Here is a 24,935-nt window from a genome sequence, read left to right as displayed (position 1 = left end):
ACGATCGACGGGCTGTACGACTTGACCGAGGCCATCGAGCGGGAACTGCGCGCACGCCCCCGGTTGGAAACGCGCGGGAAGGTGCTCGAAGTGATCGGCACGCTCGTGCGCGTGACGGGCCTCGAGGTCAAGCTCGGCGAGCTTTGCGAACTGCGCAGCCCGGCGGGTGCATTGCTGCAGAACGCGGAAGTCGTCGGATTTTCGCGGGGCGTCGCCATTCTCTCGCCGTTTGGGCGGCTGAGCGACATCTCGCGCGAGACGCAGGTGATCGGCTTGAAACGGCCGCTGTCGGTGCCGGTCGGCGATGCGCTGTTGGGGCGTGTCATCGATAGCTTGGGCGCGCCGATCGACGACGGCGGACCGCTCGAATGCCACGACTACCGCCCGATCTTCGCCGATCCTCCGAACCCGATGAGCCGCCCGCTGCTCGACAAGAGCCTGCCGACAGGCGTACGGATCGTCGACGGCTTGATGACGCTGGGCGAGGGGCAGCGCATGGGCATCTTCGCGCCGGCGGGCGTCGGTAAAAGTACGCTGATGGGCATGTTCGCCCGAGGCGCCCGCTGCGACATCAACGTCATCGCCTTGATCGGCGAGCGCGGCCGCGAAGTGCGCGAATTCGTCGAGCAGATTCTCGGCCCGGACGGAATGGCGCGCTCGGTCGTGGTGTGCGCGACATCCGACCGTTCCTCGATCGAACGCGCGAAAGCCGCCTATGTCGCCACGGCCGTGGCGGAGTATTTTCGCGATCGTGGGATGAGCGTGCTGTTGATGATGGATTCTCTGACGCGGTTCGCCCGCGCCCAGCGCGAGATCGGCCTTGCCGCGGGCGAGCCGCCGACGCGGCGTGGCTTTCCACCGTCGATCTTCGCCGAGTTGCCGCGCCTGCTCGAACGTGCCGGCTTGTCGAAGGACGGATCCATCACGGCGCTGTACACGGTGCTGGCCGAAGACGAATCGAACGGCGATCCGATCGCCGAGGAAGTGAGGGGGATTCTCGACGGTCACATGATCCTCTCGCGCGAGATCGCCGCGCGCAATCAATATCCAGCCATCGACGTGCTCGGCAGCTTGTCGCGCGTCATGCCGCAGGTGACGTCGCGCGAGCATATGGATCGCGCGGGCCACGTGAGGCGTCTCTTGGCGAAGTACAAGGAGATCGAGACGTTGTTGCAGGTGGGCGAATACAAGGAAGGCAGCGACCCGTTGGCCGACGAGGCGATCGCGAAGATGGAGGCGATCCGCGCTTTCCTGAATCAACGGACCGACGAGTTCGCCGAACCGTCCGCGACGTTCGCTGCCCTTGCTCAACTTCGTGGTTGATGAACGCTCGATGCCGCTGCCATGAAAGATCGACGCGTAGCAACGTTCGAGGTCATGCTTGGACGCAGGCGTCGGCTGGACGAGGCGCTGCGCGGCGAGCTAGCCGCTCAACGCGAGGCGCACGCGGCGCTGCACGAACAAGAGGCGCAGGCGAAGCGCACCCTCGACGACGAGGCGGCTCAACTCGCCGAATACGATCGACGCATGACGGCGATGCTGTCGAGCCACGCACCGCTGAATATTCCGCTGTTTACGCACTGCGGCGAGTACCGCGGCGTCGTTGCCGAGCGACACGCGGCGGCCCGAACCGAATGGACGAAAGCGCGAAAAGCGACGGAAAAGAAGGAGTCCGAGATGATCGAAACGCGCCGAAAGATCCTTCGCAACGAAGGTCAGATCGAGGTCTACGAGCGCCGCATTGCGCAACTTATGCGCGCGGCCGAGCAAGCGGTCGAAGATGCGCAAGATGAGGAGGTCGAGGAAAGCATGGCCGCGCGCGCATTGCGCGGGCGTCGCGCCGAAGCGGGAACGACGATAACGAAAGCGACGGCGCCAGGGCCCATGGAGAACCGATGAGCGATTTAGGCTTGCAGCTGATCGGCTCGTCGCTCGATCAGCTGGCGATTCTGTTGGGGCTGTGCAGCGTGCGGTTGCTGACCGTCATGATCGTGCTGCCGCCCACCGATCAATCGCTGATCCACGGCCCCATACGCAACGGCCTCGCGCTGCTGTGGAGCAGCGTCGTCGCGTACGGGCAGCAAGCATTGATCCCGCAGCTGCACGGCTTTTTCCTCGTGGAGGTAGCGGTCAAGGAAGCCGTGATCGGCCTGGTGATCGGCTACGCGGCTTCGACCATTTTCTGGACCGCCGAAGCGGTCGGCCAATACGTGGACGACGTGGCGGGCTACAACAACGTGCAGTTGACGAACCCGACGAGCGGCCAACAAACGACGTTGACTTCGACGCTGCTGCTCCAATGCGTGACGGCGGCGTTTTGGCTCCTAGGCGGAATGTCGTTTCTGTTGGGGGCGATCTACGAATCGTATCGATGGTGGCCGCTGGCGAGCGCGACGCCGATCGCCGGCAACGTCTTGGAATCGTTCGTCATGCACGAAACCGATTCGATGATGCAGACTACGGCGAAGCTGATGGCGCCGATCGTGATGATTCTGATCCTCGTGGACATCGGCTTCGGCGTCGTCGGCAAGGCCGCGCAACGGCTCGACATCGCTTCGATCGCGCATGCGGTGAAGGGCGCGCTGGCGGTTTTGCTCGTGGCCGTGCTGATCGGCGTGGTCATCAACCAAGTGCACAGTCAACTGGCCTTAACCGATATCGCGGCGCATATGCGCGGCTTGCTCGGGATTAAACCGTAGTTTTCTTTTGACCGATCGATACGGGTGCGGGTGGAAGTACGGAAACGCATGAAATCAGCGCGGAAAAAGCGGCCTACAATTTCCGGTTCGCCCACCACCGAACCGGAGGCGCCATGAGCGCGACCCACGTCAAGGCTATTCCCGAGGGCTTTCATACCGTCACGCCGTATATCACGGCATCCGACGCGAATGCCGTGATCGAATTTTTGCAACGCGCATTCGACGCGACGCTCGTCGAACGGATCGACGACGAGAAGGGCCGCATTCGCCATGCGCAAGTGAAGGTTGGCGATTCGTTCGTCATGCTGACCGACGGCAACGACGACTGCACACCCGCGCCGGCGTCGTTCTATCTTTATCTGAACGATGTGGATGCCGCTTACGCGCGCGCGCTGCGCGCCGGCGGCGAATCGATCATGGAGCCGGCCGACCAGTTTTACGGCGATCGCAACGCCGGCGTGCGCGATGCGAGCGGCAATACATGGTGGCTCGCGACGCATATCGAGGACGTCCCTAGCGAGGAAATCGCTCGACGTGCGCGGGCCGCCGGCAACACGTAGGTAGCGCATGGCGAGCGCCGCGCTCGCAATCCGCGGGCGGGCCCGGCGCGGCGCGGCGTTGCGAGATGCGAAGAGGGATGCTAGTTTAGGCGGTCACACGTACGCACCCTCGTAGGGGCATCACAGCGCTATGGATACGGTCCAACGGGTCGTCCTGATGGTCGACAGAATTCGGGTATTGATGAGGCAGCAAGGCCTCTCCGATGCCGACCTGGCCCGTAGAACCGGCATCTCGCCGGCCACGTTGAGCCGCGTACTGTCGATGGCCACCGAGGATCCTCGTATCAGCACGGTATTGGCTATCGCGGAGGCACTCGGTTCGACGGTCGGCTATCTCCTGCATAGCGAGCGCGCCTACCCCGTGCCGATTCTCGAGTGGGACGAGATGATGGAATTCGCCCGTGGCAAGCGCCATGTGGCGGGCAAGACGCAGTGGCTGTCGGTCGACACGCCGCGCAGGCCCGGTGCGTTCGCCGCGCGTACGACGCCGGCGATGGCGCCTCGCTTCCGCGAAGGCTCGGTCGTGCTGATCGAACCGGGTATCGCCTTGCGCGACGCCCAGGTGGTGGCGGCAGCCGTGGACCGCGCTCGCCCGACGTTGATGCGTGTCCTCATGGACGGCGAGGTGGCCTGGCTCAAGCCGCTCAAGCCGCTCACCCCGCACCACCCGTCACGGGTGGACATGATCAATGCGCAGGCGCGTGGCGTGACGATCCTGGGCGTCGTGACCGAGTCGCGCCTCGTCAATCCCTGAACGAGAACGGATTGAAGTTCGTGTGGTAATCGTAGTAGTCGATCTTGTCTATTTGCTTCAGATGCTTGGACACCGTAGTGACGAGCGGCAACAGCAAGAGCTCATAGATGAGTTTGACCGTAATTTGAATGCCGATCATCGTCAGCACCACGGGCTTGGGCAGCCTGCCCCAAAACAAGATCGTGCAAAACAGGACGCTGTCGATCACGATGGCGACGAACGTGCTCGATATCACACGCGCCCATAAGTGGTGGCCCGCGGTGGCGATCTTGAGCTTTGCCAGAAACGTCGTGTTGATGAATTCGCCGCAGAAGTAGGCGACGGTCGATGCGACGAACGTGCGCGCGAATTCGAGTGCGAGCGCCGGGTACGCCGCGGCCAGCGTGGGATTGCGCGCTTCCCAGCTGGGCAGGCCAGGCGGAAGCGACAGCAGCCAGGTGCCGATCACGAACATCAGATTCACGGCCAAGCCGCCCCAGATGACCATGCGGCTGACGCGATACCCGTAGACTTCCGTGATGATCGTGCTGAACGCGTACGTCATGGGAAACGCGATCAACGCAGCGGGAATGCCGACTGTAACGCCCGACAGAAACGGAAGCCAATCGAGCTTCAGCTCGATGACGCGCGCGCCCGTGACGTTCGACAGCATCAAAAAGCCGACGTAGACGATCGCCAACAGCAAGACGGCCGGCGTCAGCTGATGCTTGCGCGTGGGGAAGTACGAAAGCGGCACGAGCTGGTCCGTGTAAGTGGCGGCATTGAGAAAGCCGATATGCGCGACGTCTTCCCGCGAAAATTTGTCGAGCCAGGTTTTCTTGTTCAACTCGCGCGGCGACATTCTGAACGTTGCGCCGGAATCGCGCACGCGCACCAGCACGAGCGGTTCGTTGTTTTCGATCGAAGGCTCGATGACGGCTTCGATTTCATGAGAAGCGTGTTCCATGATCGATGGCCCGTGTCCTGTCATTGACGCACCAAGCGCGTGTTCGGCGTGATTTGCAGCGGCTCGCTGCTGCGAATCGGATTGATGTCGAGGCCTCCGCGGCGCGTATAGCGCGCGGAAACGGTGAGCCGGGTGGGGGCGCACCGATCTTGGATATCCTTGAAGATCCGCTCGACGCACTGCTCGTGAAACTCTTCGTGATTGCGAAACGATACGACGTATCGAAGCAGCGCTTCGCGGTCGATACGCTTGCCCTCGTATGAGACGCAAACGGTGCCCCAGTCGGGCTGGCCGGTCACGAGGCAGTTCGATTTCAACAGGTTTGAATAGAGCGTTTCGCTAGCGGTTTCTTCATGCGTCGCCAACAGGGTTCGATCCACGCTGAACGTATCGATCGCGATGTCCTGCTCGTCGATCGAGATGCCCTCCGGCGCCGCTATCGTCGTGACCGATGCGCGTTCGAGCGGTTCGAGCGTGACAGAAACAGGCGCTCCGGCACAGCGCGACAAGTCGCGTGCGGTGGTTCGTTCGACTTCGCCCCGATCGGCAAAGGACGTGTTGTTGAACGTGTTGAAGTACAGCTTCATCGACTTGGACTCGATCACGTTGGCCGAGGCGCAAGGCACGACGATCGTCGCGACGGCCACGCGAGGCAGGCCGCGCGGCGTCAACCAAGACACTTCATAGTGATTCCAGACGTCGACCCCGTGGAAAGGCAGCGGATAGGCGATGCCGATTTCATCGCGCTTGATCGAGCGTGGAATGGGGAATAGTTTGTCGGGATTGTAGGTCGACTCGTATTTGGATTGTTTCCCGAGTTCCATGAGGCTATCGTTTACCGTCGCATGGGTCATATGTCGAATTCATCGATATTCGGCTAGGTTGGCATGATACCGCATGGCGAAGGTATGCATGTGATCGAGAAAGGACTGCATAGTTAAAGCGCATAGGTCTGCGCACCGCATTCTCTAAATTTAAAGATGAAAATGATGATCCGCCGCAACTTGGCCTATCAGATCTGGTAGTTTTACATCTCGCTCGATTTTGGCATTCTGATTATTCGACATCGGTCTTGCATTCTTGCAACGATTAAATCGGATTTAAGACACTCCGCGCGGATTTTCCGGGCATCCCCTCTCTCGAGACGCGGAGCGTTAGAGCCGTGTCCCGCCTGCGCCGCACATGCCCGTTCGGCCCAGCATGCAGGCGGTCTTGCCGCGCCCCTCGTTCCCTTCGACGGGGCGCGGCGTCTTTTATTTCGGCGCGGCGTCGCCGGATGGCCGGCCACGCTTGATAAGCGTTCGCGCCGAGCGACGTGTCTTCGCGTCGCGTGCGTTGCCGAAGGCGGCGCGGGTTAACGTGTCGTCCAAGGGCCGTCCTCGAACGGCAAGACAAGTGGGGCGCGGGAGGCACGCATGAACGTGGCAGCGATCGCGGCGCGCGATTGCATCGACGAGATTTCCTGTGCGCTCGACCGGCTTGCGGCGCGGGCGGCGCAGTATTATTCGCCGCGCGCGCAAGCCGCGCGGATTCTCGTGGTAGTGAAAGATTCACTAGGCGAGCACGCGCGCATGGTCTGGCTCGGGGCGAGTGTCGAAGCGCAGGCGAGTGCCGATGCAGGAGCGGCCGCGGACGCCGTCATCACGGTGACGCACGAGACGCTGGAGGCGATACTCGCATCGCCGACGACCTTCGATGCACGGAGCCGGCAGTTCGACGGCCTGATCGCCATGACCGGCGATACGCAAGCGGCGCAGCATCTGCTGCAACTGCTCAAGCGTCCATCGGAAGGGGCGATGGCTCGACTTGCTCGCGCCAGAGCGCATGCGCCCGAACGGTTGCCGCGGGTGCCTGAGCTCTCCGGGGCGAATGTCGATGCCCGTACCGTGCTCGACGCTGTTCTCGCCAGCCGGCCGCTGGTGGTTCGAAGCGCTCTGGATTGGCCCGCGTGCGGTTGGTCACTCGACGAATTCGCGTCTCGCTATGGCGATGCGCAGCTCGCGGGCGGCGACGACGGGCGTGTCGTGTCGATGCGCGGCTTCATCGCGTCCCTGCAGGCCGCCTGCGCGTCGACTGCCGTATCCGGCGGCGAATCGTCGGCGCCGTATACGCATGGGTGCTTGCTGCCGCCGATGCTCGAGCCGCTCTTCCCGTTTCCGTATTTCAAGCTGGCGGCGTTCAGCTCCGCGCAGATCTGGGCGGGCGCACGCCGCGACGATGCGCTCGTGACGCGCTTGCATTGCGACGTCACGACCTCGTTCCTCGCGCAAGTCCACGGGCGAAAGCGGGTGCGGCTATTCTCGCCGACCGAGCACGACCGGCTCTACGCCATGCCGTCGTTCAATTTTTATCAACCCTGCTGTGTCGATGCGGGCCGGCCCGACTTTGCGCGTTTTCCTGAATTTGCGAAAGCACGCTATGTCGACGTCGTCGTCGGCCCCGGCGACTTGCTGATCGTGCCCACCGGCTGGTACCACTGCGTCTGGGCGCTCGACCACGTTCTTTCAGTCAGTCGTTTTCTCGTCGACGAACTCGCCGCGTACTTTTTCGCATAGGCTTACAACGCTTCGCTACCCGCTTCGGGGGGTCACATTCGCCCTTGACATTGCATGGACGTCAACCGCTCGGAGAGCGAACGCCATGGTCAGGACGACGCAAGCGGACGGCACGCCGTTGCCGGAAGAGCGTTTTGAGTTACAGCCGGTCGGGCAACGGCGGAGCGATCCGCACGCCCAGCAAGCACAGAGCGCACCTTCCCGCCCGATACCGGCGCATTTCGGCGAAGGGCTCAAACGATTGCCCGATAAATTGCGCGACCTCGGCGCCCACGACTTCGAGGTGAACAGCTTCGTCTACAGCGGACGTCGTTTCGGCAAGACGTTTACCACGCCGAATTCGAAAATCGAGCAAATGGGGCCGACGCCGCCCGCGCTAACGGCGGCGCCTCGCAGGCTCGACACAGTTCAAAGCGCGGCCACCTCCTCGAGCCGGTCCGATGCCGACATGCGGCGTGTAGTCGAAGCCTTTGCCTCGACCTCGACGACGGCCACCGCGGACGCCGCGCACGCACGAGCCAGGTCCGCGCTGTCGCACGAAGACGCGTATCTAGCGGAGGTGATCCGTCAGTTCCCCGACGGCAGCCGGAACGCGACCGCCAATCCTGCCCAGACCTGCATCGTCCGCGCATTGGGCATGCGCATCGCCAATGTCTTCGCCGCGCCGCCGCCGGCGCCTACCGCGCAACGAGGCGAGATGGCCTACACGGAAGCGCTGACCGGCGCGGAGGCGCTCGCGTTGGCGACCGGGGGCGACATGCGGTTGGCACATCAGGTGCTCGACCGGCTCGAGCGGGGGCTCGATTTAAACGCGCTCGGTACGCCGGACGCTTCCGCTTCATCGTCGGCACCTCAACCAAGCGATCCCGCCGAGGTACGTGCGCAGGCCGTCGAACGCGCCGCTTGGCGAACGGCGCAATGGATGGCGCAGACCACGAACGGCTACGAGGCGTTGCGGCGCGTGGCCGGGCAAGGGTGGCCGCAGGGCGAAGGCGTGCGCCACGCGCCGCGCGTCCTGCTTCGCGCCGGTGACGCAATCGCGTGTACAGGGCGGGCCGAAGCGAGGCCCTCCGACGTACTGCGGCTCGCGCGCCAGTGGTGCAACGATCCCGCGGCCGATGCAACCGAACGGCATGTCGGAACGATGGCGCTGGCGGCGGCCAAGCTGTGGCAAAGCGGCGACATGGCTTCGCTCAGCCCGGTCGAAACCGGCGCCGTATTCGCCGGACGGCACAACTTCATGACGGATGGACCGGGTACCGCGTTCGCGAAAGTGAAGTCGCGTTTGTTCAAGACGATCGACACGTCGATCCCGCGCGCATCCGCTTCACGCTGGAAGACGGCCTTGCCGCGCGTGGTGGGGAAACGCAAGACGGCCTTTGCTGTCATGGAGAAAGGCATCCGCAGCGCCCACCTCGACATCGTGGAAAAGGAGCGCGCTGCATTGCGCGCGTCGACGGACAACGCGCTAGAAGCGTTGGCGGCGCATAGCGGCGCGGACGGTTCGACGCTGGACGCCACGCGCTCCCTGGCGGCGATCGTCGCGCGTATGACGCTGACGGGCGGCGATGCGGTATCGGTGCTTGTCGAGCGAGCGGAAATCGCCCGATGGACGAGCCGCGCAAGCCATGCCTACGGCGACACGCTGAACGATGAGGACTACGAAGCGATTGCCGAGCACGTTAGGCGCGCATTCGCGCGGTTGCCGGTTCCGCCGGCATCGGCGCCGCTCGCGGAGCACGCGGCCTGGTGGGAACTGAGACGATACGCGGCCACCTTGCGGGCGGCTCCCCAGTCGGACGGAAAAAACGCCTGGAAGCCGCTGCGCACGCGCCTGGCCGGCAGAAGCGCGACGCTCGACATCGACAAGCTCGACGCCATGGCGAAGCATTTTCCCGCGGCGAAGGCGGCTGCGGAGGCGGATTGGAAAACGATCACGCGCATCGCGCGCGCCAAGGCGATCGAGCCGAACGATTTGTCCGCGCAAGGCATCAAGGAGGCGCTCGACGAGCTTGCCGATACGATGAAGTCGGGCGGCAAGCTCGTACTGGTCGACGGTGGGCAAGTGGGCTTCAGTACGGCGGGGCTGTCCGCGAACCTTGGCAAACTCCTGCACGCGGGCGGTATCGTGCTGTCTCCACGGTTGAACCTGCGCGTGCGCGGCGGCCGCCAGGCCTTCGCGGAATACGGACGGCGCACCGCATGCTTTTATTTTTCGGCAGGCTCGCAAGACCGCCTCGCGTTCGATGCGGGCGCGGGCCTACAGGTGGGCGGCGATTATCTGATCGTGCGGGCCGGCGTGACGGTGAACGTCGTTGCCTACCAAACCGATCGATTGAACCGCAACGCCTTCTCGCTGATCGTCGCGCGGCGCATGAAGGCCGACGGAAGCGGCTTCGACGACGTACGGCTGCAACGCGGCATGTTCGCGGTCAACGCCTTCGTCTTCGATCACGCGCGCGACCGCGATCTGGCTGACGGCGAAGCGGCCTGGCAAGCGCTTGCGCAAACGTTTCTCGGCAACGACGACTTTTCCGTCGTATGGAACGAACAGCATCAACGCGAACGACGCCACGGTGTGAACATATCGGGCGGCGTCAGCGTGAAAGCGTCGGTGGGCGAGATGTCGGCGCGCATCGGACCACAGTTCGGCTATGCGTACGACTATGCGACTCAAAATATCGGCGACAGCAAGGATGCCGGCGGGACGACGGCCGTGGAGAGCCACCGAAGCGGCCGTGGCGGACGGCATGTCGCCAGCGCGGGGTTGTCGACGAGCCTTGGCAATTCGCCCAATTCGACGAAGGACGTGGTCAACTTCGGTATCCTGTCGAGCGATTTTCCGATGGTGCGCTATCGCGTGCGCGATCGCCAGCATGTCGCCAAGATGTCGCTCGTGCGCGAGGAAGGGCGCATCGTGCATCGCGTCTCGTACGCGGACACGGAATTCGCGCATTTCGACGACTATGCCCATGCAATTCGCAACGACGAGCGATGGGCGCTCATGTTCGGGCTCGATCCCGACCACCCGGTCATGCCGACCGATGCGCAGCGCGAAGCGGTGCTGGCGCGTGGCCGCGCACGGATCGAAACGCATTTGGCCGAAGCGAAGCGCGATCATAAGGACAACCAAATATTGTTTTATCGCTTCCGTTTACGCGAGCATGCCGCGAAACAGCTCGACGCCTATGCCGATCGCGCTGCCGCCGTGCGCATGAACGGCGGCAGCGAGGAAGACGTCGCGCGCTGGGAGCACGATTACGCGGAAGTGCTCGCGCGCCCCGATTCGTGGTTGCCCGTGGAATTCAAGGTGTACGAGCGCGTGGGGCGGCAGAGCAGCCCGGGGTTGAATTTCGGCGTACGGGCCACGCTCGATCAAAGCGCTACGGGCGAACGCGAACTGGTGTCGATGATCAACAAGCCCGCGCAGATCGATGCGATCGATCGCGTTTGGCCGCGGCAGTAGACAGGGGCTGTGCGCTCGCGTTGCGCCATCGGAAGATACACCCGTTAAGCGTACGCTTTACAGCGTGACGCCACATTCTTGAGGTGGATGTCGATTTTCGATGCGCCGGAACGTCGTGGAAGTGCGCATGGCGCAAGCGCGACCTACTTTCAATGAAAGTAAAATGTCAGGTTGATGCGCTTGAGCTGCGACTGCCCGTGCCCGCGGGCCTCTCAAAACATGGAGTCGAGCCGACATGAAGCTGTATGCCCATCCGTTTTCCGCCTATTGCCAAAAGGTCCTCATCGCGTTTTACGAGCACGGGGCGCCGTTCGAGTTCGCGATGCTCTCGCCCGAGAATCCCCAAACCGGAGCCGAATTCGCGGCGCTCTGGCCGCTTAGGCGCTTTCCCGTGCTGGTCGATGCCGGGCGCACGGTGCTGGAGTCGACCGTCATCATCGAATACCTCGATGTTCATCACCGCGGGGCTTCGCCGATGATTCCGGCCGAGCCGTCGGCCGCGCTCGACGTTCGCATGATGGACCGCTTCTTCGACAACTACGTCATGACGCCCACGCAGAAGATCGTCGGCGATAGCCTACGGCCGGAAACCTCGCGTGACCCGTACGGTGTGCAAGAGGCGAGGGAAATGCTGGATCGGGCGTATCGTTGGCTCGATCAAAGAATGCAGGACCGAGAATGGGCCGGCGACGAGGCTTTCAGTCTCGCGGATTGCGCGGCGGGGCCGTCGCTTTTCTACGCCGACTGGGCGCATCCAATCGATCCTTCATTGAAACGCGTGCGCGCCTATCGTCAGCGGTTGCTGGCCCGGCCGTCTTTCGCGCGCGCCGTCGAAGAGGCGCGTCCTTTCAGGCATTTGTTCCCGCTGGGTGCGCCTGATCGGGATTGATCTCGTCATCGTCGTCGCGTTCGAAGCGCAGGAAGCCTAGGGCGAGGGTCGGCAAGACGATCAGATTCAACGTGGTCGACGTCACGAGGCCGCCGAGAATCACGATGGCCATCGGCCCTTCGATCTCGTTGCCGGCCGCGCCGCTCGTGAGCGCGAGCGGCAGCAGCGCGAGCGCTGTCACCAGCGCGGTCATGAGGATCGGTACGAGCCGCTCCGACGCGCCGCGCAGCATCGTCTCCGCATTCCAGTGCAAGCCGTCGACCCGCACAAGATGGTCGTAGTGGCTCACGAGCATGATCGAATTGCGCAGCGAGATGCCGAACAGCGTCACGAATCCGACCATGCTGCCGAGCGTCAAGTCGCCGCCCGTAGCCACGACGCCGATTACGCCGCCCACCAGAGCGAACGGCAAATTGAGCATGACGAGCGTGACGGCGCGCCGGTTTCGCAAGGCCAGCGAAAGGAGCAGGACGATCCCGATCACGGCGATCGCGCCATACGCCAACAGATCTCGCTGAGATTGGCGGCGCGCTTCGCTTTCGCCGCCGAACACCGCGTAGACGCCGGCCGGCATCGCCACTTCGCGGTTCACTCTCGCTTGCGCCTCCTTCACGAAGTCGGAGACGGCGCGGCTGCCTAGCGTGACGGCCACCGTCTGGACACGCTGGCCGCCGTCATGCGTGATTTGATAGCGTCCGGCGGTTTGCCGAATCGTTGCTAGCGTGTCGAGCGGGACCGCCAATCCATCGGGCGCCCTGATCGATAACGCGGCCACGTCGCTCAGCTTGCTTCGTGCATTCGGCGCGAGTTGCACCGAGACGTCGTAGGAACGCGTGCCCTCATGCACCTGCGCGACGGTTACGCCGTCGAACGCCGCTTGAATCGTATCGAGCACATCGACGGGGCGCAAGCCCGACCGGCTCAGCGCGACGGGCTTGAGCCTGACGGACAGTTCGGGAATGCCGGGCGGAGATTCCACGTTCACGCCCGCTACGCCATGAATCGTGGCAAGGATGCGCGCGATTTGTTGGGCTTTGCGATCGATGAGGTCGAGGTCGTTGCCGAACACGTTGACGACGACGGGGGCGGTGACGCCGGACAGCGTTTCATCGATCCGTTCCACCAAAAAGGTATTGATCGACGTCGTGAGACCTGGAAAGCGCGCAAGCGCCTTGTGCATTGCGTTGATCGCCGCATCTTGCCGGTCGGGGCTCATCGGCGCGAGGTCGACTTCGAATTCCGACAACTGCACGCCTGTCGGATCGACGACGTCGTTGGCCCGGCCGGCGCGTTGCGCCACCAACCGCACGCCCGGTACATGCATGAGTGCGTTGGATACGCGCGTGCCGATGTCGATCGATTCGGCCAATGACGTGCCGGGCGCGAGGCCCATGTGCACGATGTAGTGTCCTTCTCGCAATTGCGGAATGAAGTTGCCGTTCATGAACGGCAGCGTGGCCAGCGCCGCGACGCAAGCAAGCGCGACCACGATGATCGCGCGCCGTCTGTGACGCTCGACCGCCGATAGGAGGCGGGCATAGCGTGACTTGAGACCGACGATCGTTCGTGGTTCGTGGGCGGGCAGTTCACCGCGCGACAGCAGCGCGAGCGACATGGCTGGCGTGACGATAAGCGCCACGGCGAGCGACGCCAGCACAGCCAGGATGTAGGCCACGCCCAGCGGCGCGAACAGTCGCCCGGCCACCCCGGACAGCGTCAGTACCGGCAAGAAGATCAGCGCGACGACGAATGTCGCGAACACGACCGCGCTGCGCACTTCGAGCGACGCCTTCAGCACGACGCGAGCCGGGGGCAACGGCGCGTGGCGGAGCAGGTTTTCGCGTAGGCGGCGATAGATGTTCTCCACGTCGATGATCGCATCGTCGACCACCTCGCCGAGTGCGATCGCCAAGCCGCCCAGCGTCATTGTGTTCAGACTCGCGCCGAGCGAGGTCAGAACGACGATGGCGGTCAGTAGCGACAAGGGGATGGCGACGGCGGAAATCAGCGCGGTCCTCGCATTGAGCAAAAACAAGAACAGCACAGCGATCACGAGCAGCGCGCCGACAAGCAGCGCCGTGCGCAGATGGTCGATGGCGGTCGCGATGAAGTTCGCGGGACGAAATACGTTCGGTTCGAGTTCGACGCCTTGCCGCGCGAGCTCGGGCTTTAGCGACGCGAGCCGGGTCTCGATGCCTCGGGTCACCGACATTGTGTTCGTGCCATATTGATTTTCCATGACGAGCATGACGCCGGGCTTGCCCATGATCGTGGAGGACCCGACCTGCGTGGCTTCGCCCCATTCGACCTTCGCCACGTCGGATAGATGCACCGCCGCGCTGTTGCTCCATCGCAGCACGACGTCGCCCAGCGTCTTCGGATCGGAGATTTGTCCGTCGACATGGATGGCGATGCGCTGGTTTTGGCTTTCGATGAAACCGGCGCCGCGCACGCCGCTCGCTTGGCGCGCCGCCGCGATGACGTCTTGCAGCGAGAGCCCGTAGCGAATCAGGGCTTGCGGATCGACTTCGATTTGCAACTGTCGCGCCGCGCCGCCGAAGACGATCGCATCGGCCACGCCGGGCACGCTGAGCATGTGCGGCCGAAGCGTCCACTGCGCCACATCGTAGAGCGCGGTGGGCGAGAGCGTCTTCGATGTGAGGCCGATGGTGCGCACGACGCTCGTGGTCGTCGTGAGCGGCAGAAGCGTGGGCGGATCGACGCCGGCAGGCAGCGTGGCGGCGAGCGCGGTGAGACGCTCGGCCACCAGTTGCCTTGCTTGCAGCACGTTCGCGTGGTCGTCGAACACCACCGTGATCGAGGATAGGCCCTGCATCGACCGGGACCGGATCGATCGAAGGCCGGCCAAGCCGGCGAGCGCGTCCTCGACCGGCTGTGTGACGAGCGTCTCGACTTGCTCGCTCGTCAGGCCCGGCGCCGCCGCTTGCACGATGCTCATCGGCGGCGCGAATTCCGGAAACACGTCGAGGTCTGCCCGCGTCGTCGAATAGACGCCGTAACCGGCCGCGACGACCGCCAACGCAAAGACGACGCCGCGAAAGCGCAGGGAGAATCGGATAAGGGTTTCGAGCATGGATGGACCAGGTCGCGGATGGACGGGGGGCGCGGCGCGCGTTCTCTCTGCGTGGCGTTCAGTCGTCGCATTCGGGCGGGTCCTTGCAGGCCGTAGCGATCCCCTGGGGTTTCAATTCCTCCGACAGCAGCAACTGCGCACCGTGCGTGACGACCGAGTCGCCTTCGCGGAAGCCGGAAGTGACGGCGAACCCCGCATCGCTCTCCTCGGTCGACACGACGGCGCGGCGCGCGAACCGATCGGGCGCAACTCGGACATAGGCCCATGTTTGACCGCCGTACCAAACGACGGCGTTTGCCGGAACGAGCAAGGCGGCGGAGCGGCGCGGCGACGTCGGCACGGTGGCGCTAGTACGTGTGCCGATGGGTAGCGCGCGGAGCGTCGTATAGAACCAGGGGACGCCTGGCACGGCAGGATCGGCGGCGGGTGAAGGGGAGAGCTTGTCGGCGTCGATCGATTCTTGGTCGGAGGATCGCACGGCGATATGGTCGGGAATGACGGCGCCTTGGGTCGTCGGCATCACGACGCGCAGGATCGCCCCGCGGCCTGCTTGCAGACGAGCGAGCAGCGCCGACTCGGGCGCGAGCGCGGCCGACGCGAGTGCTTCGCCGAATTGCGCGCGGGCGGTCGCCGTCAGTCCGTTCAGCGTGGCTTGGGCCGCTTGCACTTTCGCGTCGTCCGCTTCCATGGCCGCACGTGCATCTTGCAACGCTTTCAACGAGACGTTTCTATCGTCACGATAGAGACCGAGGCTGCGCTGATACTGTGCGCTCGAATTGCGCGCCTGTGCCGAGAGCGCGGCGATATCGGCGCGCGCGCCGGCTAGCCGAACGCGAAGGTCGAACAGAGGCTGCGGGTCGATCACGGTGACGTAGGCATCGCGCCGAGGTTGCACGGTCGCAACGGCAAGCGGAGCGACCGTCATACCACTCGCGCGCTGTGCATCCGGTGCGACCACGACTACGGTCTCGCCGCCGACGGTCTGCACGGGTTGCGCGGGCGTCGCGGGTGATGCAGGCTGTGCGGCGGTTGACGAGGCCGAAACGGAAGGCTGCGTCACGGTTCGCGCAGCGTACCAGCCGCCGGCTGCCGCGATCGCGAGCGATGCCGCCGAAATCAGTATGAAACGAGTTTTCATTGTTCTTCTTCCTGCCGGTGCGACTGCCCATATATCGCGCTCGCGCCTCGGTCGAGCGGGCGCTGCATGGCATCTTCGACGGCCGCGGCCGATTGCTGAACGGCGGCGAGCGCATCCATATGCGCGAGTTCGATCGTTTCGTCATCGGCCATCGCGCGGGTATAGGCCAGGCGGTCGATGTCGCCGGCCGAGAACGCGGCGGCCTGATCCTCGAGTTGTTTGCGCGCCGTCCGCCTTTGGCCGTCCGCTAGATGCAGCGCGTCGAGCGTCGCTCGATAGTGAGCCAGCGCGTGATCGAGATCGCCGAGGATCTGGTCTTGGATGGCCTCGGTTCGGACGGCGGCCTCTTTGCGCTTGCGTTCGGCTTCGCGTATGCCGCCTTGATTCTGGTCGAAGATCGGCAGCGTGATGCCGGCCAGCCCGAATGCGAAGCGCCGCGTCCCCGTGTCGTAGGTGTACCCAGGACCGAGATGGATGTCGGGATATTGCTTGGCCATTTCCAGTTGCAGCGCCGATTCGCAGGCCGCGTAATCGGCCAGGGATGCAAGCAGATCCGTTCGATGAAAGATCGCGTCGCGCTGAGCGTCGAGCTCGGGCGGGGCGGGCGGCGCGCTCGCCAGCGACGACCAATCGATGCGAATGCCGTCCATGGCGGAGGGCGGTACGCCGATCGCCGCGGCAAGCTGAGCCCGCGCGTCGCTTTTCGCGGCGCTGGCCGATGTGCGATCCTGCTGCGCTTGCTGCATAGCGAGGTCGGCGGCTTGCACATCCGCGCTCGAGATTGCACCCGCCATCCGCCGCTTTTTCAGCATCGCGACGATGTTCGCATCGTCGGAAGCGCGGCGCGCCGAGGCTTCCTCTCGCATTTGAGCGCCGTATAGCGATATGAGCGCATCACGCACCCGCGCGCCCGTCTTCCACGCTTGCGTATCGAGGTCGAACTTGGCAGCTTGCGCCGCATGGGTGGCTTGATCGACACGATAGCCGCGTTTGCCGGCCGTTTCGATCGGGATGTCCAGCGCAGGGCCCGTAGTGAACGGCAACCCGGGGCCCGGGTTGGGGCTCGAGTACTCGAATGGAAGCGAAAGCGTGGGGTTCGGGACCGCCGAAGCCACGCCGATTCCTGCGTGAACTGTATCCGCGTGCGCACGCGCCAGACGCAGCGTGGGGTTGTAATACCACGCTGCCAACGTGAGAAGCGGGCGATCCCACGTCGCCGGCGGCCATGAGGAAACGTCGTGACCTAGCGTCTGCGCAACGTAGCGATGCAGTTTCTCGCTCGCCAGCGAGCGCTGCTCGAATCGACGCGCCAAGTCCTCCGGCGCGATCGGCTGCGGGTGGTAGGTCGTACAGCCGGCCAGAACGGCTAGAAGCAGCGACATCAAACGGCGCATATCGGCATTCATTCGTCGATGGGCCGCTCGATGCGAGCCGCCCCGAGTGTCGATGCTATCGAACCGCTTGTGAAGTTTTCGTCAAGAGCTCAACTGTTCCGCGCGGCCCGGCCCGGATCGGTGCGCGGGAGCGACAACGACACACAGGTGCCGCGCGACGGTTCGCTGTCGAGGGTGATCCGCCAGCCGTAGCGGTCGGCGATTTTTTTCACGATCGACAGCCCGATTCCGACACCGTAGGTCGGCAGGCGATTAGGACTCGCTTGATAAAACCGGTCGAACACGTGCGGCGCCGCGTCGGGGGCGATGCCGCTGCCGGTGTCTTCGATCTGAAGCCACCCGTCGATATAGGTGAAGCGCAGATGACCGCCCGCCGTATGACGCTCGGCATTGTCGATCAGATTGGAAAGCACGATGGTCAGCGCCGCTGGGTTGGCGGTTACGCAAAGATCGGGCTCGATGTCCACGACCGCATCGATGCCCTTCGCCGCGAGGCGCTCCGTAAATGGCGTCAAGGCGCCGGCAATCGCGGCGGGAAGGGGCACCGCCGTGGTGTCTCGCGCGTTCCGTTCCCTGGCGAGTGTCAGCAACGCATTGACCAGATCGCGCATGGTATCGGCGGCGCGATCGATCTGTGCCAGGCGCACGCGTGATTTTTCGCCGATCGCCGGATCTTGTTCGATGAGCTCGCAACTGGTCTTGATCGCCGTCAGCGGCGTGCGCAATTCGTGGCTCACGTTGCCCGTAAATTCCTTCTCGCGCTCGATCATGTCGGCCATGCGGCGGTGATAGTCGTTGAACGCTTCCACCAGTGCGACGATCTCGGTCTCATCGTATTTTCCGGTCTGAATCGGCGCGGAAGGTTCTGATCCAAGCGCCTTCACCTGCTTGGCGAAACCGGCCACCTGCCGCACGAGCAGCCCCGACAGCGCGAACGCCAGCCAAATCGTCAGGACTGCGAATAAACCGGTCACGGCCATCAAGGCATCGACGACATTCTTGAAGCGCCGCTCGTACGCGCTGAAGTTGTAGACGCGATAAAGGCGCGCCGCACCGAACGGAACGGCGGCGATATGGATTTCGCGGCCGTCCAAGATGATTTCGTGAACGCCGTCGGGCAGCGCGGCGACCGAGGCGGGCAGTGCGACGGGCACGCGATCGGCGGCCGAGACGTAGCCTCTCATGTTCGCATCGAATGCAGGCACGAGCACTGGATCGGACCGGTAAGCCTTCACGACGCTCGCCACGTCGTCGTCGATCAGCGCAGAAATAAGCCGCTCCTCTTGCGCCTCCGCGAGCGCGCGCACGCCCAGCGCCTGGGCGACGAGCAGCGCGATCGTCAGCAGCGAGAAAACGACCGCGACCTTGAAGCGAAGACTACGATGGGCGCGCATGAGGAGCGACGAGCCGATACCCGATGCCGTGCACCGTTTCGATGAGATCGGCCTCGCCGTTCGCGGTCAAGGTTCGGCGCAGCGTATAGATGTGGGAGCGCAGCGAATCGCTGTCGGGCAGCGCATCGCCCCATATTTCGGCTTCGAGTTCGGCGCGGCCGAAGACGCGGCTGGGCGATTGCATCATGATTCGCAGCAACTGCAGGCACTTGGGCGGTAGATGCAGGGCGCGTCCGGCGCGTTCGACGACGAGCGTGGCCGGGTCGAGCGTGACATCGGCGAATTGGATGTCCCGCGTCACGACGCGCCCGCGATAACGCTTGATCAATGCTTCGAGGCGGGCGCCGACTTCCTTCAACGAAAACGGTTTGACGAGATAGTCGTCAGCGCCATGATCGAAACCTTTCAGCTTGTCCTCGAGGGTTTCGCGTGCGGTCAGCATGAGCACCGGCGTGTCTCGGTGCGCATGCTCGCGCAATTGCCGGCATAAGGCGAGGCCGTCCATGCCGGGTAGCGAAAGATCGAGCAAAATCGCATCCCATGTGTCGGCGAGCGCGAAACGCAGCCCGGATGTCCCGTTGGTTGCGAGATCGGTTTCGTAGCCGAGCGCTTGCAGGTAATCGTAGAGGTTGGCCGCAATCGCGGCGTCGTCTTCGACGATGAGCACTTTCATGAGAAGTCGTGTCGACGGCGCCGCGGGGCCGTGGCGGCGAGCGTTAGTGGCCGCCGTACATCGAGCGCCAGTGGGCGTTCGATGTCATGCGCGAGCCCGATTGCACCGTTTCGCCAGCGGAGCCGCCCATGCCTGCGTTCGACATGGCGCCCCCGCCGCGCGACGCGTTCACGCGCGCTTCGGCTGCCTGAATATCGGAAGGATAGTGGATATTGCTCGGCACATAGCCGTCGTTTCGCAGCTGCGTCAGCTGGTCCATGAGCTGCGCGTGCGTAACCGGCTGCGCGGAAGTCTGGGCAAAGGCCGCGGCCGGGGCGAGCGCCAAGGCGATTGCCAGTGTTCGGATCGAGAATTTCATGATCGGTACCTCCTTTCGTGGTGTTACCGCGGACAGTCATTGCCCGCGGCCTCCGATTGAAGTCTCGTCGATCAAGCTTAAGACGCGGTTAAGTGCACTCGCGCGGTTAGGCCGCGGCCAGCGAATCGCCGGCTACGCGCACATGTTGGCCAGGTTGGAAGGGCGGCTGGGTCGAATAGCTGAAGTTGCGATAGCTGCCGTCTTGCATGCGCACTTGCACTTGATAAGACGTGGCCTTGCGCACTTCATGTTCGATGCCGTTGCCGGCAAGGCCGCCGCCTACCGCGCCCGCGATCGTCGCGAGCGTACGGCCGCGACCGTTGCCGATCTGCGTGCCGAGCAGTCCGCCCGCGATCGCGCCGCCTACGGCGCCGATGCCGGTCGTCGGTTCGGGGGTTTGCACTGCGTTGATCGAAACCACTTCACCCGCATTCGGGTCGTACGCGGCGGCGCGAGGCGCCGGCGAACCGTACGTTCCGGCGTTTTGATAGCCGCCGCTGCCCTCGCCGTACGCCGAGGTAGGCGCGACCTTCACGACGTGATGATGGCGACGCGCCTCGGCGGCGGCTTCGCCCACCGTCGTGCGCGGCGTGTTGTACGCAGGGGCGCTCGTTACCGGCGCGCTGGCTGTTTGAGCGCTTTGCATGACGGCCGAGGCGCTTTGCTCAGGCGGGGCCGAGACGGCGCGCGAAGTGGGCAGCCAGCCTGCGATGGCGGCGATGCCCGTCCCGCTGACGAGGATGACCGCGACCGCGGCAGCGGCGATCAAAGGATGGATGCGGCTGCTTTGCGAATTCGAGGGCATGTTGGCGTTCATGACAGACTCCGTGGAAGGATGTCTGCAAAAACGCCGGATGGTGCGTGGCGGTGGACCACGCAATGGTGACATCTGTAAGCAGTTGTTGCTTCGGCGCTTAGTCCACGAGACGGATGCCGAACACCGTCGATTGCGCGATGCGCACGCGCTCGGCTTCGCGGTGACGCGCGGCGAACGAGTAGTCGGCATCGAGCGGCAGATGCGGCGAAGCGAAGAGATCGCTGATCTTTTGAATGAGGGCGAAAACGAAGCTCATGGCGACTCCAGGGGGTGAATGCGTCTAGGGGTTATCCCTTAAGAATGAATTCTAGGGTTTTCCCTAGGAAAAATCTAGTGCGCTGCACAAATTTTTCCCAAAAAGCCCCGCTTGGTCGCCCGATTGCCGATCTGGCGTCGCACAATAACAACGGTTGGCGCGCACCCCGCCGGTCAGAGACCCCGCCCCCAAACTTGCCCGATCAAGTCCTTTCCGAAGCTGTGATGAGGCGCCTCTTCCATCAGTTCAAAGCCAGCTTTCTCGTAGATCTTGCGCGCATCGGCCAGGACGCTGTTGGTCCATAGGACGATGCGTTCATAGCCGGCCGATTTAGCGAAGCGCAGGCACTCGTCGACGAGACGACGCCCGATCCCCAGACCGCGCGCGCTCGGTTCGACATAGAGCAAGCGCAGTTTCGCGGTGGATTCGTCCTGACGCACGATGAACACCGACCCAACGACCTTGCCGTCTTTTTCCGCGATCCAGCAGCGTTCCCACTTCGGGTCGAACTCGCGGATGAACTTAGCGACGATCTCGGCGACGAGGGCTTCGTACTCCGCATTCCACCCGTATTCCTGCGCGTAGAGCACCGACTGACGATGCACGATCCAGCCCATCTCACCCGGCCGAGGATCGCGCAGGACATAGCTCGGTTCACGCTCGCCCAGCAACGCTTCGATCTGCGCCATGGCGTCGACCAACTGATGCTGCGCAGGCTCGCTCAACTGCTCGAGCATGGCGCCGACCTCGCGTCGCGAGGCGTCGTTCAAGGGCTGGAACGTGGCGCGGCCGAGTTCCGTTAATTCGAGCTGCGCCACGCGCGCATCGGCGGCCGAGCGCGTCTTGACGAGCAAGCCCTGTTTCTCGAATCCGGCAATGACGCGGCTGACGTATCCGGCGTTCAGACCCAGTTCGCGGCATAGATCCGAAGCGGTCAACGCCGGCCGATGGGCGAGTTCATAGAGGATTCGCACCTCCGTCAGCGAGAACTCGCTGTCGAGCAGATGTTCGTGCAACACGCCGATCTGCCGCGTATAGAAGCGGTTGAAACGGCGAACGGCTTCGGCACGTTCGTCGAGGGCGACGTTGGTCATGAGGGGAGGTCTCCAATAGTTGCTCTAGGAATATTATTAGTTGCCAAAAGCAAATAAGTCAATCCCATCCTACCTTTCGCCCGATGGATCGGGCCTGGACCGAAAACCCCGAATTGTTGGCCGATTACGCTGACATTCCCCAGCAAGGATGCCGGTTGCGCCCGCTATCGTTCTGATCGAACTGCCTTGACGAGCACCGGGGCGGTCCTAAGCGTGATTCCAATCATCGATCCATCGAGGGCAACGGAGACGGCCATGCATATCGGACAAGCAACTGAGGGGAGTGCTCGCAATCGGCGTTGGACCCAAACCGGCTGGCCCGGGCGGGCGGTGCGCCGCAGACCGCTCGCCGGCCTCGTGCCGATCGCCGTGGCACTGCTGGGCGCAGCCGGCGTCCAAGCCCCGGCCCATGCCGCCGGCCCCTTGCCCAGCGGCGGCCATTTCATCGCCGGTTCGGGCTCGATCAACGGCAACGCCACCTCGCTGACGATCGATCAAACGACAAGCCGTGGCGTGATCGACTGGTCCCACTTTTCGATCGGCAGCGGTAACCGCGTCACGTTCGCGAACGGCAACGGCGCAACGTTGAACCGCGTGACGGGCGGCGATCCGTCGGCGATCTACGGCACGTTGTCGGCCACCGGCAGCGTGTACCTCATCAATCCGCAAGGCATTCTGATCGGCCCGAGCGGCGTCGTCAGCACAGGCGGGCGGTTCGTCGCCTCGACGCTCGACACCTGCTACTGCGGCTTCATGAAAGGCCACCCGCTGACATTCAAGGGCAATTCGAACGCAAGCATCGTCAATCTCGGCACGATCGGATCGACGGGCGGCGACGTGATGCTCATCGCGCGCAACAGCGTGGTCAACGCGGGGCGCATCGTGGCGCCGCATGGCACGGCGGAGCTGGCCGTGGGGCAGAGCGTTCTGCTGCAGGATTCGTCGACGGGAAGACAGGTGTTCGTGCAATCGGGCAGCGGCGGCGATATCGAAAACGCCGGGCCCATCGACGCGGCGCAGGTGAGCTTGCAGGCCGCGGACGGCAACATCTTCGCCTTGGCCGGCGACCACACGACGATTCGCGCAACCGGTACGGCCAAGCGTGACGGCCATGTCTGGCTCGTGGCCGATACGGGCTCGGTCGCGTTGGGCGGCACCATTGAATCGCACAACGCGGACGGCAGCGGCGGCGTGGTCGATACGAACGCCGCGATGCTCGAACTTGGCGCGGACGGCATCAAGCCGCTCGTCAAGGCGGGACAATGGAACATCACGACGCCCGACTTTACGGTGGACGACGCGGCGGCCGCCACGCTCGGCCGAAGTCTCGATGCGGGCACGTCCATCAACGCGCAGGCGAGCGGCGCGCAAGGCGGGATCGGCGACATCGACGTCATGTCCTCGATAGCGTGGAGCGGTGCGGCGTCGCTTACGCTAGGCGCCTATCATTCGCTGACGATCGAAGAAGGGGCGAAGATCGCGAACAGGGGCGCCGGCAATTTGATGCTCCGTGCGGATGCCTCGTCGATCGACAACGGCGGCAGCGTGACCAATGGCGGCATCGTCGATTGGTCCAAGAGCACGGGCATCGCCACGGCGCTCTACGACATGAATGGCAGCTACACGCCGGGCACGATGCTCGCCAATCCGGCATGGGCGGCCTCGCCTTACAGCGGCCTCGTCACGCAGATCACCGGCTATCGGCTCGTGAACACCTTGGCCGATTTGAAGAACGTCGCGGCCGACCCGACGGCCAACTATGCGCTCGGCAAAGATATCGATGCAAGCGCGACGTCCGACGGGTCGTACGTCCCGATCGGCGACTACAACCATCCGTTCACTGGGCAGTTCGACGGCTTCGGGCACCAGATCAGCGCGTTGGACCTCGTTCAAATGGTGCAAGGCGGCCCCGTCGATCCGAACGAGACAAGGCTGGCGCAGGGCCTATTCGGCGTGATCGGCACGCAAGGCGTCGTGCGCAACATCGATGTGAGCGGTGGATCGGTGGGCGCGGGCGGCTATTTCGCCATCGGTCTGCTGGCCGGCGTCAACAACGGGACGATCGTGCATGGCAGCTCGGCGGGGAATGTCGCGCAATCCGGTGATCTGGCCTCGTTCCTGACTGTATCGGGAGGCCTCGTCGGCTCGAACGTCGGCACGTTGTTGCGCTCGTCGAGCAGCGCCGGCATCGATTCGGCGGGGACGATGGGCGGCCTTGCCGGCGAGAACGACGGCACCATCGCGCAGTCGTTCGCGACAGGAGCGGTGACGGCCGAAGCTTATGCGGGCGGGGCGGCCGGGCTCGTGGGCGGCAACGGCGGTTTGATCACGCAATCGTATTCGACAGGGGCGACGACCGCCGCGTTCGAGTATTGTCCGGGCCCCGGTTGCACGTCGGGTTCGGGGGGCCTCGTTTGGAATAATCTCGGCACGATCACGCAATCGTTCGCGACGGGCCCGATCACCAACAATAACGGCATCCCGCCCGCGGGCATTGCATCGATCAACAGCGGCACGATCGGCAGCGACGTGTATTGGAACAAGGATACGACGGGCGCGACGTCCGGGGTCTACTCCGGTAAGCCGGTGCCGGCCGCGAACGGTTTGACGAGCGCACAGATGCAGCAGACGTCTTCCTTCGCGGGCTACGATTTCGGGCCGGGTGGCGTGTGGGCGATGCCGGCGGGGGCCACGCATCCGGTATTGCAGTGGCAGCAGCAATAGTAGGGGGACGCACAAACCGGTAGCGCGGCAGCGCCCGAGACGAGTACGATGCCGACATCGAGTCCTGATCAAGCGCGAATCGGGCTGTATCGTGCACGGACTCGCGACGTCGATAAAAACAGAA

The 24,935-nt window shown here is 63.9% G+C and carries 20 protein-coding genes; 9 read left to right on the top strand and 11 right to left on the bottom strand.

Going from position 1 to position 24,935, the window contains the following annotated elements; all coding sequences use genetic code 11:
- Window positions 1-3: 3 nt before the first annotated feature.
- The 5 genes from sctN (at window position 4) to ACTHNR_RS05555 (ending at window position 4,013) form a co-directional block, all read left to right on the top strand.
- Window positions 4-1,323 carry a type III secretion system ATPase SctN gene (gene sctN / locus ACTHNR_RS05575; protein ID WP_440546570.1) on the top strand — a complete coding sequence of 440 codons (1,320 nt, stop codon included), beginning with the start codon at window positions 4-6 and terminating at the stop codon, window positions 1,321-1,323.
- A 21-nt stretch (window positions 1,324-1,344) separates the two neighbouring features.
- Window positions 1,345-1,899: a type III secretion protein HrpB7 gene (locus ACTHNR_RS05570; RefSeq protein WP_440546550.1), complete on the top strand. Its 555-nt coding sequence runs from the start codon at window positions 1,345-1,347 to the stop codon at window positions 1,897-1,899.
- Window positions 1,896-2,699 carry a type III secretion system export apparatus subunit SctT gene (gene sctT / locus ACTHNR_RS05565; RefSeq protein ID WP_440546549.1) on the top strand — a complete coding sequence of 268 codons (804 nt, stop codon included), beginning with the start codon at window positions 1,896-1,898 and terminating at the stop codon, window positions 2,697-2,699. Before ACTHNR_RS05570 ends, sctT begins: the two co-directional genes overlap by 4 nt.
- A 113-nt stretch (window positions 2,700-2,812) precedes the next feature.
- Window positions 2,813-3,259 (top strand): VOC family protein, encoded by a 447-nt coding sequence (locus tag ACTHNR_RS05560; RefSeq protein WP_440546548.1) that lies wholly within the window; start codon window positions 2,813-2,815, stop codon window positions 3,257-3,259.
- 130 nt (window positions 3,260-3,389) lie between these two features.
- Window positions 3,390-4,013: a helix-turn-helix domain-containing protein gene (locus ACTHNR_RS05555; RefSeq protein WP_440546546.1), complete on the top strand. Its 624-nt coding sequence runs from the start codon at window positions 3,390-3,392 to the stop codon at window positions 4,011-4,013.
- Here the strand turns inward: ACTHNR_RS05555 and ACTHNR_RS05550 are convergent.
- Together ACTHNR_RS05550 and queF are read right to left on the bottom strand one after the other, a co-directional pair.
- The gene (locus ACTHNR_RS05550) at window positions 4,003-4,959 is read right to left on the bottom strand and encodes a queuosine precursor transporter (protein WP_440546545.1); all 957 of its coding nucleotides are present in this window, start codon (window positions 4,957-4,959) and stop codon (window positions 4,003-4,005) included. The two genes, ACTHNR_RS05555 and ACTHNR_RS05550, sit on opposite strands and share 11 nt — an antisense overlap.
- Before the next feature lie 20 nt (window positions 4,960-4,979).
- Window positions 4,980-5,783 carry an NADPH-dependent 7-cyano-7-deazaguanine reductase QueF gene (gene queF, locus ACTHNR_RS05545; protein WP_440546544.1) on the bottom strand — a complete coding sequence of 268 codons (804 nt, stop codon included), beginning with the start codon at window positions 5,781-5,783 and terminating at the stop codon, window positions 4,980-4,982.
- 591 nt (window positions 5,784-6,374) lie between these two features.
- Between queF and ACTHNR_RS05540 the strand changes: the two genes are divergently transcribed.
- From ACTHNR_RS05540 to ACTHNR_RS05530, 3 genes are all read left to right on the top strand, one after another.
- Window positions 6,375-7,514: a cupin-like domain-containing protein gene (locus ACTHNR_RS05540; RefSeq protein ID WP_440546543.1), complete on the top strand. Its 1,140-nt coding sequence runs from the start codon at window positions 6,375-6,377 to the stop codon at window positions 7,512-7,514.
- Window positions 7,515-7,599: 85 nt separating this feature from the next.
- Window positions 7,600-10,980, top strand: coding sequence for a hypothetical protein (locus ACTHNR_RS05535; RefSeq protein ID WP_440546542.1), 3,381 nt, complete (start codon window positions 7,600-7,602; stop codon window positions 10,978-10,980).
- Between the two features lie 235 nt (window positions 10,981-11,215).
- Window positions 11,216-11,869 carry a glutathione S-transferase family protein gene (locus tag ACTHNR_RS05530; RefSeq protein WP_440546541.1) on the top strand — a complete coding sequence of 218 codons (654 nt, stop codon included), beginning with the start codon at window positions 11,216-11,218 and terminating at the stop codon, window positions 11,867-11,869.
- Here the strand turns inward: ACTHNR_RS05530 and ACTHNR_RS05525 are convergent.
- The 9 genes from ACTHNR_RS05525 to ACTHNR_RS05485 all read right to left on the bottom strand — a co-directional run bounded on the left by ACTHNR_RS05525 (window position 11,829) and on the right by ACTHNR_RS05485 (window position 22,087).
- Window positions 11,829-14,963, bottom strand: coding sequence for an efflux RND transporter permease subunit (locus ACTHNR_RS05525; RefSeq protein ID WP_440546540.1), 3,135 nt, complete (start codon window positions 14,961-14,963; stop codon window positions 11,829-11,831). The two genes, ACTHNR_RS05530 and ACTHNR_RS05525, sit on opposite strands and share 41 nt — an antisense overlap.
- 58 nt (window positions 14,964-15,021) lie before the next feature.
- The gene (locus ACTHNR_RS05520) at window positions 15,022-16,101 is read right to left on the bottom strand and encodes an efflux RND transporter periplasmic adaptor subunit (RefSeq protein WP_440546539.1); all 1,080 of its coding nucleotides are present in this window, start codon (window positions 16,099-16,101) and stop codon (window positions 15,022-15,024) included.
- Window positions 16,098-17,483: a TolC family protein gene (locus ACTHNR_RS05515; protein WP_440546538.1), complete on the bottom strand. Its 1,386-nt coding sequence runs from the start codon at window positions 17,481-17,483 to the stop codon at window positions 16,098-16,100. The genes ACTHNR_RS05520 and ACTHNR_RS05515 overlap by 4 nt, the downstream gene beginning before the upstream one ends.
- A gap of 101 nt (window positions 17,484-17,584) precedes the next feature.
- On the bottom strand, window positions 17,585-18,889 hold the full coding sequence (locus ACTHNR_RS05510) for a sensor histidine kinase (RefSeq protein WP_440546537.1): 1,305 nt from the start codon (window positions 18,887-18,889) through the stop codon (window positions 17,585-17,587).
- Window positions 18,873-19,562, bottom strand: a complete 690-nt coding sequence (locus ACTHNR_RS05505) for a response regulator transcription factor (protein ID WP_440546535.1) — start codon at window positions 19,560-19,562, stop codon at window positions 18,873-18,875. The genes ACTHNR_RS05510 and ACTHNR_RS05505 overlap by 17 nt, the downstream gene beginning before the upstream one ends.
- A 43-nt stretch (window positions 19,563-19,605) precedes the next feature.
- The gene (locus ACTHNR_RS05500) at window positions 19,606-19,920 is read right to left on the bottom strand and encodes a DUF4148 domain-containing protein (RefSeq protein WP_440546534.1); all 315 of its coding nucleotides are present in this window, start codon (window positions 19,918-19,920) and stop codon (window positions 19,606-19,608) included.
- A gap of 106 nt (window positions 19,921-20,026) precedes the next feature.
- The gene (locus ACTHNR_RS05495; RefSeq protein ID WP_440546533.1) at window positions 20,027-20,737 is read right to left on the bottom strand and encodes a glycine zipper 2TM domain-containing protein; all 711 of its coding nucleotides are present in this window, start codon (window positions 20,735-20,737) and stop codon (window positions 20,027-20,029) included.
- A 97-nt stretch (window positions 20,738-20,834) separates the two neighbouring features.
- Complete coding sequence (locus ACTHNR_RS05490; protein ID WP_440546532.1) at window positions 20,835-20,993, bottom strand: hypothetical protein; 159 nt, start codon at window positions 20,991-20,993, stop codon at window positions 20,835-20,837.
- 173 nt (window positions 20,994-21,166) lie between these two features.
- A complete protein-coding gene (locus ACTHNR_RS05485) occupies window positions 21,167-22,087 on the bottom strand; it encodes a bifunctional helix-turn-helix transcriptional regulator/GNAT family N-acetyltransferase (RefSeq protein WP_440546530.1) in 921 nt (306 codons plus the stop codon).
- Window positions 22,088-22,342: 255 nt separating this feature from the next.
- Here ACTHNR_RS05485 and ACTHNR_RS05480 point away from each other — a divergent pair, with 255 nt between their 5' ends.
- A complete protein-coding gene (locus ACTHNR_RS05480; RefSeq protein ID WP_440546529.1) occupies window positions 22,343-24,811 on the top strand; it encodes a two-partner secretion domain-containing protein in 2,469 nt (822 codons plus the stop codon).
- Window positions 24,812-24,935: the final 124 nt, after the last annotated feature.

This window comes from Trinickia sp. (genome assembly GCF_051954495.1).
Lineage (GTDB): Bacteria > Pseudomonadota > Gammaproteobacteria > Burkholderiales > Burkholderiaceae > Trinickia.
The sequence above is the reverse complement of the archived record's forward strand: the minus strand, read 5'-3'. Positions and strand labels throughout refer to the sequence as shown.